Genomic DNA, 15,127 nt, shown 5'->3' on the forward strand with positions numbered 1-15,127 from the left:
ATGGATACAGCAATGAACTGGACCTGGTTTCACAAGCTCGGCTCGCCCAAATGGTTCTATGGCATCAGCGGCAAGCTGCTGCCGTGGCTGAGCGTCGCCGCCGTGTTGCTGATCGGCATCGGCCTGGTCTGGGGCCTGGCCTTCGCGCCGCCGGACTACCAGCAAGGCAACAGCTTTCGCATCATCTATATCCACGTTCCCGCCGCGATGCTGGCCCAGTCCTGCTACGTGATGCTGGCGGTGTGCGGCATCGTCGGCCTGGTGTGGAAGATGAAACTGGCGGACGTGGCCCTGCAATGCGCTGCGCCGATTGGTGCGTGGATGACTGCCGTGGCGCTGGTCACCGGCGCGATCTGGGGCAAACCCACCTGGGGCTCATGGTGGGTGTGGGATGCACGACTAACGTCCATGTTGATCCTGCTGTTCCTGTACTTCGGTCTGATTGCCCTGGGCAACGCGATCAGCAATCGTGACAGCGCTGCCAAAGCCTGCGCGGTGCTGGCGATTGTCGGCGTGATCAACATCCCGATCATCAAATACTCGGTAGAGTGGTGGAACACCCTGCACCAGGGCGCCACCTTCACGCTCACCGAAAAGCCGGCAATGCCCGTAGAGATGTGGGCGCCGCTTCTGTTCATGGTGCTGGGGTTCTACTGTTTCTTCGGCGCCGTGCTGCTGATGCGCATGCGCCTCGAAGTGCTCAAGCGTGAATCGCGCACCCGTTGGGTCAAGGCCGAAGTACAAAGCAGCCTGGGAGCGCGCGCATGAGTTTTGCTTCTTTCAGCGAGTTTCTCGCCATGGGCCATCACGGCCTGTATGTCTGGACGGCCTATGGCATCTGCCTGGCAGTGCTGGCCCTCAACGTCGCCGCGCCGATCCTGGCCCGCAAGCGTTACCTGCAACAAGAGGCGCGTCGTCTGCGCCGGGAGACCGATAAGTGAATCCGCTGCGTAGAAAGCGTCTGTTGATCATCCTTGCGATTCTGGTGGGCGTCGGCATTGCCGTCGGCCTGGCCTTGAGCGCCCTGCAGCAGAACATCAACCTGTTCTACACCCCGACCCAGATCGCCAATGGCGAAGCGCCGGTGGACACACGGATCCGCGCCGGCGGCATGGTTGAGAAGGGCTCACTGAAGCGTTCCGGTGATTCCCTCGACGTGACCTTCGTGGTCACCGACTTCAACAAGGCCGTGACCATCACCTACCGCGGCATCCTCCCGGACCTGTTCCGCGAAGGCCAGGGCATCGTCGCCCTGGGCAAGCTCAATGCCGACGGCGTGGTGGTGGCCGACGAAGTGCTGGCCAAGCACGATGAGAAATACATGCCGCCGGAAGTCACCAAGGCCCTGAAAGACAGCGGCCAATCCGCGCCAACGCCTGCCAAGGAGGGCTAAGCCATGACGTCCGCACTGTTTATTCCGGAGCTGGGTCAGTTGGCGATGATCCTCGCCCTGTGCTTTGCCATCGTCCAGGCCGTGGTGCCATTGCTCGGCGCCTGGCGCGGTGATCGCTTGTGGATGAGCCTGGCGCAGCCTGCGGCCTGGGGCCAGTTTGCGTTCCTGCTGTTCGCGTTTGGCTGCCTGACCTACGCCTTCATGACCGACGACTTTTCCGTCGCCTACGTCGCCAACAACTCCAACACGGCGTTGCCTTGGTACTACAAGTTCAGTGCCGTGTGGGGCGCCCATGAAGGTTCGCTGCTGCTGTGGGCGTTGATCCTCGGCGGCTGGACCTTCGCCGTGTCGGTGTTCTCACGGCAACTGCCGCAAGTGATGCTGGCTCGCGTGCTGGCGGTGATGGGCATGATCAGCATCGGCTTCCTGCTGTTCCTGATCATGACCTCCAACCCGTTCAGCCGCATCCTGCCGCAGATCCCGGCGGACGGGCACGACCTCAACCCACTGCTGCAGGACATCGGCCTGATCGTGCACCCGCCGATGCTCTACATGGGTTACGTGGGGTTCTCGGTGGCCTTCGCCTTTGCCATCGCCGCCTTGCTCGGCGGACGTCTCGATGCGGCCTGGGCGCGCTGGTCGCGGCCGTGGACCATCGTGGCCTGGGCGTTCCTCGGCATCGGTATCACCTTGGGGTCCTGGTGGGCCTACTACGAACTCGGCTGGGGCGGCTGGTGGTTCTGGGACCCGGTGGAAAACGCCTCCTTCATGCCCTGGCTGGTCGGCACCGCGCTGATTCACTCGCTGGCCGTCACCGAAAAACGCGGCGTGTTCAAGAGCTGGACCGTGCTGCTGGCCATCGCGGCGTTTTCCCTCAGCCTGCTCGGCACATTCCTCGTGCGTTCGGGCGTGCTGACCTCGGTGCATGCGTTCGCGTCCGACCCTGAGCGCGGCGTTTTCATCCTGATCTTCCTGCTGTTTGTGGTGGGGGGTTCCCTGACGTTGTTTGCGTTGCGTGCGCCAGTGGTCAAGAGCCGGGTCGGCTTCAACCTGTGGTCGCGGGAAACCCTGTTGCTGGGCAATAACCTGGTGCTGGTGGTGGCCGCGTCGATGATCCTGCTCGGCACCCTGTACCCGCTGGTGCTGGATGCCTTGAGCGGCGCCAAGCTGTCCGTGGGCCCGCCGTACTTCAACGCGTTGTTTATCCCGTTGATGGGTTTGTTGATGGTGGTGATGGCCGTTGGCGTGCTGGTGCGCTGGAAAGACACCCCGGTGAAATGGCTGGTGGGCATGCTGATGCCGGTGCTGCTCGGTAGCGTGGCCTTGGCCGTGATCGCCGGGGTTGCCTACGGCGATTTCAACTGGGCAGTGCTCGCCACCTTCCTGCTCGCCGCCTGGGTATTGCTGGCCGGCGTGCGTGACATCTTTGACAAGACTCGCCACAAAGGCCTGATCAAAGGCCTGCCAACCCTGACCCGCAGCTATTGGGGCATGCAGATCGCCCACATCGGCATCGCCGTGTGCGCCCTGGGTGTGGTGCTCTCCAGTCAGAACAGCGCCGAGCGCGACCTGCGCCTGGCACCGGGAGAGTCCATGGACCTGGCCGGTTACCACTTCATTTTTGAAGGCGCCAAGCACTTCGAAGGGCCGAACTTCACGTCAGACAAAGGCACCGTTCGTGTAGTCCGCAACGGTAAGGAAATCGCCGTGCTGCACCCGGAAAAACGTCTGTACACCGTGCAGAGTTCGATGATGACCGAGGCCGGTATCGACGCCGGTTTCACCCGCGACCTGTATGTGGCGCTGGGTGAACCCTTGGGCGACGGTGCCTGGGCGGTGCGTGTGCATGTGAAACCGTTTGTACGCTGGATCTGGTTCGGCGGCTTGCTCACCGGTTTCGGTGGTTTGCTGGCTGCGCTGGACCGGCGTTATCGGGTCAAGGTCAAGAGCCGGGTGCGTGAAGCCCTCGGTCTGCAAGGAGCGGCGGTATGAAGCGTTGGTTGATGGTTGTGCCGCTGGCGTTGTTCCTGGTGGTCGCCGTGTTCCTGTATCGCGGTCTGTATCTGGACCCGGCCGAGCTGCCCTCAGCGATGATCGGCAAGCCGTTCCCGGCGTTTTCACTGCCGACCGTGCAGGGCGACAAGACCCTGACTCAAGCTGACTTGCTGGGCAAACCGGCGCTGGTCAACGTGTGGGGCACCTGGTGCATCTCCTGCCGTGTCGAACACCCGGTGCTGAACAAGCTGGCCGAGAAGGGCGTGGTGATCTACGGCATCAACTACAAGGACGACAATGCGGCGGCCTTGAAATGGCTGGCCGAGTTCCACAACCCTTATCAGCTGGATATCCGTGATGAAGACGGCAACCTCGGCCTGAACCTCGGCGTCTACGGTGCCCCGGAAACCTTTTTCATCGATGCCAAGGGCGTGATCCGTGACAAGTACGTCGGTGTGATCGACGAAGTGGTCTGGCGCGAGCAACTGGCCGCCAAGTACCAGGCACTGGTCGATGAGGCCAAGCCATGAAGCGTCTGTTAGCCGCTGCAGTCCTGGCGCTTGGACTGGTCGGCGTGGCCCATGCCGCCATCGACACCTACGAGTTCGCCAAGGACGGTGATCGCGAGCGCTTTCGCGAACTGACCAAGGAACTGCGCTGCCCCAAGTGCCAGAACCAGGACATCGCCGACTCCAACGCACCCATCGCCGCCGACCTGCGCAAAGAGATCTTCCGCATGCTGGGGGAGGGCAAGGACAACCAGCAGATCATCGACTTCATGGTCGACCGCTACGGTGATTTCGTGCGCTACAAACCGGCCCTCACCGGCAAGACCGCGCTGCTCTGGTTCGGCCCCGCCGGGCTGTTGCTGGCTGGCGTGGTGGTGATGGCCGTGATTGTGCGCCGCCGCCGCGCCGCGCCGACCGATGGTTCCGACGCGCTGTCTCCTGAAGAGCGTAAACGCCTCGACCAATTGCTGGACACCAAGACTGATGATTGATTTCTGGCTCGCAGCCGGCTTGCTGCTTCTGATTGCCCTGAGTTTCCTGTTGATCCCTATACTGCGCGGCCGCCGTGCCCAGCGTGAAGAGGACCGCACCGCGTTGAACGTGGCGCTGTACCAAGAGCGTGTCGCCGAGCTGCAAGTGCAGCAGGACGAAGGCGTGCTCAACGCCGCGCAACTCGACACCGGCCGCGCCGAAGCGGCGCGTGAATTGCTGGCCGACACTGAAGGTGTGGAAAAGCCCCGTGAATCGCGCCTGGGCAAGCCGCTGCCATTTCTGGCCGCGTTTTTGGTGCCAGCCCTGGGTGTTGCGCTGTACCTGCATTACGGGGCCAGCGACAAGGTTGAACTCACCCGCGAATTCGCCCAGCCACCGGTGTCCATGGAAGACATGACCCAGCGCCTGGAACGCGCCGCTGCCGCCCAGCCGGATTCGGCAGAAGGCTTGTACTTTCTGGGCCGTGCCTACATGGCCCAGGACCGGTCCGCCGATGCCGCCAACGTGTTCGAACGCACCGTGGCGCTGGCCGGTCGTCAGCCGGAACTGCTCGGCCAGTGGGCCCAGGCGCAGTACTTTGCCGACAACAAACAGTGGTCGCCCAAGGTTCAGGCGTTGACGGACGAGGCCTTGAAGCTTGATCCGAAGGAAGTCACCAGCCTTGGCCTGCTGGGTATCGCTGCGTTTGAAGGCCAGCGTTATCAGGAGGCTATCGACTACTGGAACCGTCTGCTGGCCCAGCTGCCACCGGAAGACAACTCCCGTGCGGCGTTGCAAGGCGGTATCGACCGTGCTGCCGAAAAACTCAAAGAGAGCGGTGGCACCGTCGCCCCTCAAAAAGCCGCGATGAAAGTTCGTGTGGATCTGAGCGCCGACGTGAAGGCCAAAGCCCTGCCCACCGACAGCGTATTCATCTTCGCCCGCGCCGTGAAAGGCCCGCCGGCACCGTTGGCAGCCAAACGCGTCACCGTCGCCGAACTGCCGATCACCGTCGAACTGGGCGATGCCGACGCAATGATGCCGCAGTTGAAACTGTCGAACTTCCCCGAAGTCCAACTGGTTGCGCGCATATCCCGGGCAGGTGTTCCGACAGCTGGCGAATGGATCGGCCGCAGCCAACCCTTGGCCAGCACCACCACTGCGCTGCAGCAGCTGACCATCGACAGTCCGGATAAGTAATTTCGAGGAAACGCCTATGACCGCACTCGCAAGAATCACCCTGCTCAGCCTGGTATTGGGCCTGAGCGCTTGTGCGGTCCACCGCCCACCTCCTGCGCCCACCGGCCCGACCATTCCACCGTCGGGCCCGTCGACCCAGCCGAGCACCAAGCCGTCCGGCCCGGTGACCCCAGCGCCGAAGCCAGTGCCGACTAAGTCAGCGACGTTCGCCCCACCGCCGGGCGCGGTGAGCCACTGGGACGGCAGGATGCAGGTGTATGTGCTCGACGAACAGCCCGACACCTTCTACCGCCAGCGCACCTACTACCGCTGGAGCAACGGCTGGAGCCGCTCCATCAGCCCGAACGGCCCATGGGAAGAAACCGACGTGCAAGGCGTGCCGCCGGGGTTGAGCAAGCAATACGCGCAATGACAAAAGGCGACCTTTGAAAGGTCGCCTTTTTTATTCTCAACAGCCAACCTGGCCCTCAACCCCCCACTTACCGTCGGCCCAGGTAAGAGGGCGCGCCAAACGTGGTGCGCGGCGGGTGGGACTCGGGTAATGTGGCCGCCGCCGGCCTGGCGGCTGAGGGATTGCTGGGTATACTTTCCAGTGACTATTACCCGGCCAGCCTCTGGCGAGCAGTCAAGATGATTAGCCTGGGCTTCCGGTAGTGCAACAAGCAGGGCGACAAGCGAAGAGGGTGTTTTGATGGCAGGCAGGTTGATCTATCTCATCGGGCCCTCCGGCTCGGGCAAGGACAGCCTGCTGGATGCCGCACGCCCACGTCTGGCCGAGCGCGGTTGTCGCATTGTGCGCCGCGTTATCACTCGCTCGGCGGAAGCGGTGGGCGAGGCGGCGCAAGGGGTTAGCCCGGAGCAGTTTGCCTCGATGCAGGCCGAGGGCGCATTTGCCCTCAGCTGGCAGGCGAATGGCTTGTCCTATGGCATTCCGAAAGTGATCGACGATTGGTTGGCGGCAGGTGACGACGTGCTGGTCAACGGCTCCCGTGCGCACCTGGCACAGACCCGCGAGCGTTATCCGACGTCGCTGGTGTTGCTGCTGACGGTGGATCAGGCGGTACTACGCCAGCGCTTGATCGCACGCGGGCGTGAGGCACTGGTGGATATCGACGCCCGCCTGGCACGCAATGCGCGGTTCACTGCCGAGTTGATCGCGGGGAATGGGGCGGGGTTGTTCGTGCTGGACAACTCCGGTCCCCTGGAACATACGGTCGAGCGCCTGCTGTGCTGCCTCGACCACGGGCACTCGGCATGCGCCTGACGCGGGCGTTGTGCAGTATTGAGGCTATAGGGTTAACTCGACGGGATCACCCGTGTTGGCGAGGGTGAACCCGTTTTTCTGGAAGCAACTCACCGCCCATGTGGACTTTTTATAGCACCGTGCGTAGATACGCTTCTGGCCATTGTTCAAAGTGATTTCGTGTTGAATCAGCGCTGTCATGCACCCTGTCCGGCGTAACGCTTTCAGCGTCCAGGCCAGATGGATTTCGATTTCATTAGCATGCACCAGCGACAGTGCGAACGCCGCAGGCACGGAGTTGACTTCGGCCACCCAGGCTCTGGAAGTGACTTGATGGGGACGCGTTTGTCCCGCCCTCAACTTGATCATCGTGAAAGGTACGCCAGAAAGTGCGGCGCCAAGCAACGCGTTCGCTTGGGTGTAGGCAGTGGGTAGAAAGTGTTTGAGTGCAACGCCCTCCTTGAGCATGGCAATCACCGGTGCTCGATCGTTTTCCTGCAGGGGTCGTATGGTCACGGTCATTTTGCTTTCCTTATGGGAGACAGGCAGAACATTGGCCCATCGGTACTTCAAGAGTATCCAGGCATCTACGCAGGTTCTACTCAACTACACGCCGTTCAGCCGTGTTATGTGGGGCGCGCCTCAGTAAACCCGTCCACCTATTCCAGGCCAGTTCACCGATGCGCAGGGCGACGTCGATGTCTTCTCATGTGTTTACGGTGTCGAGCAGGCAGGTTTTCAATATCCCGTAAAACAGCCGTCAGTCAGCCCCGCGTCTTTTGTGCTTGAGTAAAGATAACTCTAGGGTTACTTTTATTCAGGCCAAGCCAAGGAGGCAGGGGTGCAAAGCAGGTTATTGATCAAAGAACTGCAAGAGGCGGGTTGGGTGTTGGACCGGGTCGCGGGCAGTCATCATATTTTTACTCACCGCTATAACCCGTACACCATTCCGGTACCCCACCCAAAAAAGGACCTGCCGCTGGGCACTGTCAAAAGCATCAGGAAACGCGCCGGCTTGTTTCAGTTTTAAGGAGAACATTCATGCAATACCCAATCTGTATCGAATGGGGCGATGACTTCACCGCCACCGGTATTCAGATCCCCGACATCCCTGGCGCAGTCACCGCTGGGGACAGTTTTGAGGAGGCCTATAACGCTGCGGTGGAAGTCGCCCACATCATGCTGCAAGAGATTGCCGCAGAGGGTGGACCGATCCCCCTGCCAACGTCGGTGGCCAACCATCATGCGCACGAAGATTACGCCGGCATGGGCTGGGGGATGTTGGAGTTGGACATCTCGCCCTACCTGGGCAAGACCGAGAAGGTCAATGTGACCTTGCCCGGTTATGTCATCCAGCGCATCGACCGTTATGTGCGTGAGCACAAGGTCAAGAGTCGCTCTTCCTTTCTGGCGGATGCCGCGCTGGAGAAGCTGGTGCGGTCCTGAGGAAGATTTAAGGGATATGTCCTGATCGTTGGGAAAATAGCGTACTGGCACGCGAAGTGCTTTTTTAGATTTTGTTTTTTTCTTGTTAAAACAACTCGATGCCGCCCGGGATTTTGTGTTGTCGGGTGTTTAAATTGCAACGGAATACCTGGTTGTATCGCCTCCTGTTTCGACGCGCGCAGGTGTTGCGGTTAGAACCAAATCTGCGTTGGTATCGGATTTTTCAGCGTGCGAATTTACCTCTGGAAGGGTTGGTCAACGATCGCTTGGCCGGCTCCCGTTATTGAAACCAAAGGTGTCGCACAATGAATAATTATGACCTGCGCAGTAGGAGCTCTCTGAATAGCGTGCCGGTAGCGGACTTCGGCCCGTTGGGTGTGGGGGCTGGGAGTAAACCGTCTTACACAACGGACCAGGCGGCTAATCAACTTACCCGGGAAAACCTGCGTTTTCATGACCGTAATGGTGATTCGAAAGTCGATGTGAATTACACGGTGGACAACAGCTTCACCCACCAGCAGCAGGGGCGCGTCCGCCAGGCAGTGCAGTCCTGGCAGGATGTCGCCAATATCAACTTTCGCGAGCAGGCGAGTGGGACGGACGGCACTCTCAACATTCGCAACAATCCGGGCGGTGATCGAGGGGTGGCCACCTTTCCTGGCCGTTTCACTACCCAGACTTCAGCCACGATTGGCACGCGCAGAGAAAACGGGGCACCGGCATTGGGCAGTCAGTTTTCGATAACGGCTATCCATGAGATCGGCCACGCCATTGGCCTGCAGCATCCAGGGAACTACAACGGGAACGGTTTCGATTACCTGAACAGCGCGGTCTACGCCGAGGATACCAAGGCGCGTACGGTGATGAGTTATTGGTCGGAAAAAAAACCAGAAGGGACACGACTTCAAAGGGCAGAATCCGTCCGCGCCGATGATGGACGATATTGCAGCGGCACAACGCTTGTACGGGGCCAATCACCAAACCCGTAACACCAATACCACCTATGGCTTCAACTCCAATACTGAGCGCGAGGCGATGAGCCTCAAGAGCGCTGCTGACAAACCGGTTTTCTGTGTCTGGGACGGTGGTGGCGTCGACACGATGGACTTCTCCGGGTTCTCCCAGGATCAGAACATCAACCTGAAAGCCGAATCGTTTTCCGATGTGGGCGGGCTGAAGGGCAATGTGTCCATTGCCAAGGGCTGCACGATTGAAAACGCGATTGGCGGCTCTGGCCGGGACACTGTGTCGGGCAATGAGGCCGCGAATCGGCTCAAGGGCGGCGGAGGGGGCGACACCCTGAGAGGCGGTGGCGGCGCGGACACCTTTGTCTACGACAAGGCCAGCGACTCCACGCCGACTGACCCGGACATGATCCAGGATTTCACCAGCGGTACGGACAAGATCGATGTGTCGGGCGCCTTGAAGGGCGCTGGGTTGAGCGGCCTGGCCTTCACTGATCGGTTCACGGGGCGAGCCGGTGAAGCGGTGCTCAAGCATGACCCCGGCACAGGCCTTTCAAGCCTGGCCATTGACCTGAAGGGAACGGGCAACGCGGACCTATTGATCAAGAGCAAGGGCGCGATCAAGCCAACTGATGTGCAGTGGGGCGGTCAAGCGCCTGAGGTTCAGCCTGCACCTGCACCCGTGCCGACACCCACGCCGACACCCACGCCGACACCGACACCGACACCGCCTCCGGTCCCAACACCCGCTCCCTCCCCGTTGCCGGATAAGGCACAGGAACACGCCGCCGGCTTGATTCAGATGTTCGCCACCACTCTGCTAGCATTTTTCTCGCAGTTGCTGAGCCGGCTGACATCGCCGTCCGGCCAAGCATCCGCGGAAAAAAACCAGTCTTGAACCGCTGCCTCAAGCAGTGGCGACTGTGGCCTGGCGTGAAGCACTGAGGAACCGCAGTAACGCAATCAGAGGGAATGCGCTGCCCACCAGCATCACGCCCAGCCAGCCGCCGTGTTCATACACGCTGCTGGCAATCGCCGAGCCGAAGGCGCCGCCAATAAAGATGCTGGTCATGTACAGCGCGTTCAGGCGGCTGCGGCTGTTGGCGTCGAGGGCGTAGATAGCGCGCTGGCCGAGCACCATATTCATCTGCACGCAGAAGTCCAGGACCACACCGGTCACGGCCAGGCCGATCACGCTGTACAACGGGTGTACAAAGGCCGGCAGGAAACTCAACGCCGCAAACAGCATGGCCAGCAACGAAGCGCGATGGGTATGCCCGGCATCGGCCAGGCGACCGGCGACGGGCGCCGCAATGGCGCCCAGCGCACCGACCAGTGCAAACAGCGCGATCTCGCTTTGGCTCAGGCCGTGGTTACGCGCCAGTTCCAGTGGGGCAGCGGTCCAGAACAGGCTGAAGGTGGCGAACATGCAACCCTGATAGAACGCCCGTTGGCGCAATACCGGTTGCTCACGCAGCAACGTGCCGAGGGAGCGCAGCAACTGGCCATAGGTGGCACTGTGGTCAGGCTGGCGCTTGGGGATGGTGATCAGCAACACCACGCTGATTAACGCCATCAACGCCGCAGCGGCCATGAACATGGCGCGCCAACCGAAGTGGTCCGCCACCACGCTGGACACGGGCCGAGCCAGCAGGATGCCCAACAACAGACCGCCCATGATGCTGCCGACCACGCGGCCTCGGGACTCGGCGGGTGCCAGGTGCGCGGCCAGCGGGATCAGGATCTGCACCGACACCGAGCTGAAGCCGATCAGCAGCGACACCAGCAGGAACAGGTTCGGTTGTTCGGTAAATGCCGCCCCCAACAGGCTGGCGATGGCCAGCACGGTGGTGGCGATCATCAGCTTGCGGTTTTCCAGCAGGTCACCCAGCGGTACCAGGAAAAACAGGCCCAGGGCGTAACCAATTTGTGTCAACGAGACGATCAGGCTGGCCATGGCGGGCGTCAGGCCGATGTCCGGCGCGATCAGCTCGATGATCGGTTGTGCATAGTAAATGTTGGCAACGATGGCGCCGCAGCAAAACGCGAACAGCATCACCATGCTCCGGGTCATGGTGGTTGTAGCGTGGGAGGTAGCGTTCATGGTGTTCTCATAAAAGCGAATGAAAGTGAGGCGAGCCTAAAGACAACACCGTAGACCGGGTAGGCCGCTTGCAGTGATAACACTCATGCCCAGTAATGATGAGTGAATCGTTAACTTTCGGCGCGAAGGGTGATGATACATTCAGGCACAACTGCCGAAACAGGAAATTGAAGGTCATGAAAATCACATTGAACAAGATGCTCCTGGCTTCCACGCTTGCCGCCGCCATGGCCGTGGGCCTGGCCCAGGCCGAGGATGTCCCGCGGGTGGGCGTACGCGGCGCCATCACGGCGATGGAGGGCGACGCGATGCACGTCAAGGTCAACAGCGGCGAGGACGTCATCGTGCACCTGACCCCAAGCACTCAGGTGCGCGCGGTCACCCTGGCCAAGATCGATGAGATCAAGCCGGGCAGCTACATTGGCTCCGCCGCCATGCCCAACGCCGATGGCAGCCTGACGGCGCTGGAAGTGCACGTGTTCCCACCGGCCATGGCCGGCACGGGCGACGGGCATCGCGCGTTTGACTTGAAGGAAGGCAGCAGCATGACCAACGGCACCGTCGGCGACCTGGTGGTCAGCAACGGGCGGACGTTGACGGTGAAATACAAAGGCGGCGAACAGAAGATCGTGGTGCCGGAGGATGTGCCGATCGTCAACCTGGAACCTGGCGATCGCAGCTTGCTCAAGCCAGGGGTGAAGGTGGTAATGTTTGCGGCGCAGGGGGCGGATGGGATCATCACTGCCCAGGCTATCTCAGCCGGCAAGGATGGCGTGACACCACCGATGTAGAGTCTGGCGCAGAACCCAATGTGGGAGCGGGCTTGCTCGCGAATGGGGAGTATCAGTCACTGAATCAGTTGGCTGATACACCGCATCCGCGAGCAAGCCCGCTCACACAGGTTTAGTGCGTTGCGTCAGTTATTGACCCGAGTAAACCTGATCAAACACCCCACCATCATTAAAGTGGGTCTTCTGCACCGTGCGCCAGTCACCAAAGGTCTTCTCTACCGACAGGAAGTCGACTTTCGGGAAGCGGTCAGTGTATTTGGCCAGCACTTTCGGGTCACGTGGACGCAGGTAGTTGTTCGCCGCGATTTCCTGACCTTCCGGCGACCACAGGTACTTCAGGTAGTCTTCGGCGGCCACGCGGGTGCCTTTCTTCTCGACCACCTTGTCGACCACCGACACCGGTGGCTCGGCTTCGGCGGAGACGCTTGGATAGACCACTTCGAACTGATCGCGACCGAATTCACGGGCGATCATTTCCGCCTCGTTCTCGAACGTCACCAGCACGTCGCCGATCTGGTTGGTCATGAAGGTGGTGGTGGCCGCACGGCCACCGGTATCCAGCACCGGTGCCTGTTTGAATAGCTTGCCGACAAAGGCCTTGGCCTTGTTTTCATCGCCGCCGTTCTTCAGCACATAGCCCCAGGCCGACAGGTAGGTGTAGCGGCCGTTACCCGAGGTTTTCGGGTTGGGCACGATCACCTGCACGCCGTCTTTCAACAGGTCCGGCCAGTCCTTCAGGGCTTTTGGGTTGCCTTTGCGCACGATGAAGACCGTGGCGGAAGTAAACGGCGCGCTGTTGTTCGGCAGGCGAGTGACCCAGTTGTCCGGCACCAGCTTGCCATTGTCGACCAGGGCGTTGATGTCGGTGGCCATGTTCATGGTGATCACGTCAGCCGGCAGGCCGTCGATCACCGAGCGCGCTTGTTTGCTGGAACCACCGAAGGACATCTGCAGGGTCAGCTTGTCGTTCGGGTGTTCGGCTTCCCAGTGCTTCTGGAAAGCGGCGTTGTAGTCCTTGTAGAAATCGCGCATTACGTCGTAGGAGACGTTGAGCAGTGTGACGGGTGCGGCCTGGACGGCGCCCGCCAGGGCAAGGCCGGCGGCCAGGAGAGAGGCGCTAACGAGTTTTTTCACTGCTCATTCCTTGTTGTTCGAGACGGTTGTCAATTGAGTAGGGGCAATTTGCCAGCGACTATAGCTGGCGCCGCATAGACGCTTAAAGATTAAAACGTACTTTGCTTATTCCACTTTATGGAAAAGGTTGCTCCCGCAGCGCGAGCAGAAGGCGGCATTTGGCTCATGGCTGTTCTTCTTGCACACCGGGCAGTCGGTTTGCAGCTGTTCGCCCCGCATTGCGCTCGCCAGTTCAGCGGTAAAAATCCCGGTGGGCACGGCGATGATCGAATAACCGGTGATCATCACCAGCGATGAAATCACCTGGCCCAACGGCGTCTTCGGCACAATGTCGCCAAAGCCCACGGTGGTCAGGGTCACGATGGCCCAGTAGATGCCCTTGGGGATGCTGGTAAAGCCGTGCTCCGGACCTTCGATCACGTACATCAAGGTGCCGAACACCGTGACCAGCGTGCACACGCTGACCAGGAACACCACGATCTTCTGCTTGCTGCCCCGCAACGCCGACATCAGGTAGTTGGCCTGCTTGAGGTAGGGGCTGAGCTTGAGCACGCGGAAGATCCGCAGCATTCGGATGATGCGGATGATCAGCAGGTACTGCGCATCGCTGTAATACAGCGCGAGGATGCCGGGCACGATGGCCAGCAAGTCCACCAGCCCATAAAAGCTGAAGGCATAGCGTAACGGCTTGGGCGAGCAATACAGGCGCAACCCGTATTCGATCAGGAAGATCAGCGTGAAGCCCCATTCGATATAGGCCAGCACATCGGCGTAGTTCTGGTGTATCTGGTCGATGCTGTCGAGCATCACGATCACCAGGCTGGCGAGGATGATCAGCAGCAAGATGCCGTCAAAGCGCCGCCCGGCGACCGTGTCACTTTGAAAAACCATGACGTAGAGCCGCTGGCGCCAGTCGTTATTGCTGTCCATAAATCCCGCCTGAAACGAATATCGAGCAAGCCTAGGGGGGATTCGAAGGGCCTGTCCATGCGGGGTTTGCGCAGCACCCGAGCGCCAGCGCGCACCAGCCAACAGGCGAGGATGAACGGCGCGGTCAACGCAGGCAGATGCAGGGCGGCAAAGCCTGGGGTGAGGGTGATTGCCAGCAGGATGCCGAGCAGCGGCAGCCAGGGTTGGCGACGTATTTGGCTCAACGCCACGGCAGCCAGCGCCGGGTTGTAGCTGTGCAGGCCAAGGAGGGCAGTGGCGGGTTCGTCCAGCCACAGCGCGATCAGTACGCCGACACTGGCGCCGATCAACGCCCAGGTGGCCGCGCGGCGGTTGGCCAACCACAGGCCCAACGCAATCAAGGCGCCGGCCACAGGCTGGTCCAGCAGCATGATTTGGGCGAGCCCGGTAAAAGGCGCGGTGAAGATGGCCGAGGCGTCGGGTACGTTCAGGGCAAATGCACGCTCCGGCAGGGTGCCCAGCAGCAACCAACCCAGGCCGACAAACGGCGCGGTGTAGGCGGGCAAATCACTGGGCTGAGTGGCGCGTTTCAACCATTGCCGCGTCAGGATCGCACTCAAGCCACCGCACGCCAGGATCAGCGGCGGCAACACGGCTGACCAGGCGAAGTGCTGGCTGATCAACAACCCCAGCAACACGCCGTTGTAGCTGTACAGCCCTGCCTGGCGTTCGGCCTTGGGATAGGCCCGGCGCTGGGCCGTGAGCAACCCCGCCAGGCCTCCCAGCAGCGCGCCGCCAAGCAAGGTCGGCGCGCCGATCAGGATCGCCAGCAGGCACAGCAGGCCACACAGCGGCTGGCGCTGCAGGAAGATCTGGCTGAAGCCGTTAAGCAGGGCTTCGGCCCAGTCGGGACAGGTTGGGTTGTGCATTTGGGGTCATTCAATCAGGCCGAGTTGCCCTTATCGCA

At 61.0% G+C, this 15,127-nt stretch carries 18 protein-coding genes and 2 pseudogenes; 15 read left to right on the forward strand and 5 right to left on the reverse strand.

Features of this window, described 5'->3' with window-relative positions:
• Positions 1–12 precede the first annotated feature (12 nt).
• From AB4N92_RS20780 to phnN, 10 genes and pseudogenes are all read left to right on the forward strand, one after another.
• Complete coding sequence (locus AB4N92_RS20780; RefSeq protein WP_106120159.1) at positions 13–768, forward strand: heme ABC transporter permease; 756 nt, start codon at positions 13–15, stop codon at positions 766–768.
• Entirely contained in the window at positions 765–941 is a 177-nt protein-coding gene (ccmD, locus tag AB4N92_RS20785; protein ID WP_010211791.1) for a heme exporter protein CcmD, read from the forward strand. The genes AB4N92_RS20780 and ccmD overlap by 4 nt, the downstream gene beginning before the upstream one ends.
• Entirely contained in the window at positions 938–1,393 is a 456-nt protein-coding gene (ccmE, locus tag AB4N92_RS20790; RefSeq protein WP_042570794.1) for a cytochrome c maturation protein CcmE, read from the forward strand. Before ccmD ends, ccmE begins: the two co-directional genes overlap by 4 nt.
• 3 nt (positions 1,394–1,396) lie before the next feature.
• A complete protein-coding gene (locus AB4N92_RS20795; protein ID WP_021492223.1) occupies positions 1,397–3,385 on the forward strand; it encodes a heme lyase CcmF/NrfE family subunit in 1,989 nt (662 codons plus the stop codon).
• Positions 3,382–3,918, forward strand: a complete 537-nt coding sequence (locus AB4N92_RS20800) for a DsbE family thiol:disulfide interchange protein (protein WP_010211784.1) — start codon at positions 3,382–3,384, stop codon at positions 3,916–3,918. Before AB4N92_RS20795 ends, AB4N92_RS20800 begins: the two co-directional genes overlap by 4 nt.
• Complete coding sequence (locus AB4N92_RS20805; protein WP_012723038.1) at positions 3,915–4,388, forward strand: cytochrome c-type biogenesis protein; 474 nt, start codon at positions 3,915–3,917, stop codon at positions 4,386–4,388. Before AB4N92_RS20800 ends, AB4N92_RS20805 begins: the two co-directional genes overlap by 4 nt.
• Positions 4,381–5,568 (forward strand): c-type cytochrome biogenesis protein CcmI, encoded by a 1,188-nt coding sequence (gene ccmI, locus AB4N92_RS20810; RefSeq protein WP_047543543.1) that lies wholly within the window; start codon positions 4,381–4,383, stop codon positions 5,566–5,568. Before AB4N92_RS20805 ends, ccmI begins: the two co-directional genes overlap by 8 nt.
• Before the next feature lie 16 nt (positions 5,569–5,584).
• Complete coding sequence (locus tag AB4N92_RS20815) at positions 5,585–5,980, forward strand: hypothetical protein (protein ID WP_010211781.1); 396 nt, start codon at positions 5,585–5,587, stop codon at positions 5,978–5,980.
• Between the two features lie 89 nt (positions 5,981–6,069).
• A pseudogene (locus AB4N92_RS20820) lies at positions 6,070–6,260 on the forward strand (alpha-D-ribose 1-methylphosphonate 5-triphosphate diphosphatase); the annotation flags it as partial.
• Complete coding sequence (gene phnN, locus AB4N92_RS20825; protein WP_010211780.1) at positions 6,260–6,832, forward strand: phosphonate metabolism protein/1,5-bisphosphokinase (PRPP-forming) PhnN; 573 nt, start codon at positions 6,260–6,262, stop codon at positions 6,830–6,832. The pseudogene AB4N92_RS20820 and the gene phnN, both read left to right, overlap by 1 nt.
• Positions 6,833–6,856: 24 nt before the next feature.
• Here phnN and AB4N92_RS20830 read toward each other — a convergent pair whose 3' ends face one another.
• Positions 6,857–7,333 (reverse strand): GNAT family N-acetyltransferase, encoded by a 477-nt coding sequence (locus AB4N92_RS20830; RefSeq protein ID WP_021492221.1) that lies wholly within the window; start codon positions 7,331–7,333, stop codon positions 6,857–6,859.
• A gap of 319 nt (positions 7,334–7,652) precedes the next feature.
• Between AB4N92_RS20830 and AB4N92_RS20835 the strand changes: the two genes are divergently transcribed.
• The 4 genes from AB4N92_RS20835 to AB4N92_RS20850 all read left to right on the forward strand — a co-directional run bounded on the left by AB4N92_RS20835 (position 7,653) and on the right by AB4N92_RS20850 (position 10,120).
• On the forward strand, positions 7,653–7,841 hold the full coding sequence (locus AB4N92_RS20835) for a type II toxin-antitoxin system HicA family toxin (protein ID WP_010211777.1): 189 nt from the start codon (positions 7,653–7,655) through the stop codon (positions 7,839–7,841).
• 11 nt (positions 7,842–7,852) lie between these two features.
• Positions 7,853–8,257 (forward strand): type II toxin-antitoxin system HicB family antitoxin, encoded by a 405-nt coding sequence (locus tag AB4N92_RS20840; RefSeq protein WP_010211776.1) that lies wholly within the window; start codon positions 7,853–7,855, stop codon positions 8,255–8,257.
• 305 nt (positions 8,258–8,562) lie between these two features.
• Positions 8,563–9,246 carry a reprolysin-like metallopeptidase gene (locus AB4N92_RS20845; protein ID WP_460128095.1) on the forward strand — a complete coding sequence of 228 codons (684 nt, stop codon included), beginning with the start codon at positions 8,563–8,565 and terminating at the stop codon, positions 9,244–9,246.
• Positions 9,191–10,120 carry a M10 family metallopeptidase C-terminal domain-containing protein gene (locus AB4N92_RS20850; protein ID WP_460128097.1) on the forward strand — a complete coding sequence of 310 codons (930 nt, stop codon included), beginning with the start codon at positions 9,191–9,193 and terminating at the stop codon, positions 10,118–10,120. Before AB4N92_RS20845 ends, AB4N92_RS20850 begins: the two co-directional genes overlap by 56 nt.
• Positions 10,121–10,129: 9 nt before the next feature.
• Here AB4N92_RS20850 and AB4N92_RS20855 read toward each other — a convergent pair whose 3' ends face one another.
• The gene (locus tag AB4N92_RS20855) at positions 10,130–11,326 is read right to left on the reverse strand and encodes an MFS transporter (protein ID WP_021492219.1); all 1,197 of its coding nucleotides are present in this window, start codon (positions 11,324–11,326) and stop codon (positions 10,130–10,132) included.
• 176 nt (positions 11,327–11,502) lie between these two features.
• Here AB4N92_RS20855 and AB4N92_RS20860 point away from each other — a divergent pair, with 176 nt between their 5' ends.
• On the forward strand, positions 11,503–12,117 hold the full coding sequence (locus tag AB4N92_RS20860; protein ID WP_021492218.1) for a DUF5666 domain-containing protein: 615 nt from the start codon (positions 11,503–11,505) through the stop codon (positions 12,115–12,117).
• A gap of 129 nt (positions 12,118–12,246) precedes the next feature.
• Here AB4N92_RS20860 and AB4N92_RS20865 read toward each other — a convergent pair whose 3' ends face one another.
• From AB4N92_RS20865 to AB4N92_RS20875, 3 genes and pseudogenes are all read right to left on the reverse strand, one after another.
• Complete coding sequence (locus tag AB4N92_RS20865) at positions 12,247–13,251, reverse strand: sulfate ABC transporter substrate-binding protein (RefSeq protein WP_010211770.1); 1,005 nt, start codon at positions 13,249–13,251, stop codon at positions 12,247–12,249.
• Between the two features lie 105 nt (positions 13,252–13,356).
• Entirely contained in the window at positions 13,357–14,181 is an 825-nt protein-coding gene (locus AB4N92_RS20870) for an ion transporter (protein ID WP_010211769.1), read from the reverse strand.
• Positions 14,182–14,216: 35 nt separating this feature from the next.
• Positions 14,217–15,089: pseudogene (locus tag AB4N92_RS20875) on the reverse strand (urea transporter); the annotation flags it as partial.
• Positions 15,090–15,127: the final 38 nt, after the last annotated feature.

The organism is Pseudomonas sp. S3_A09 (assembly GCF_054668065.1).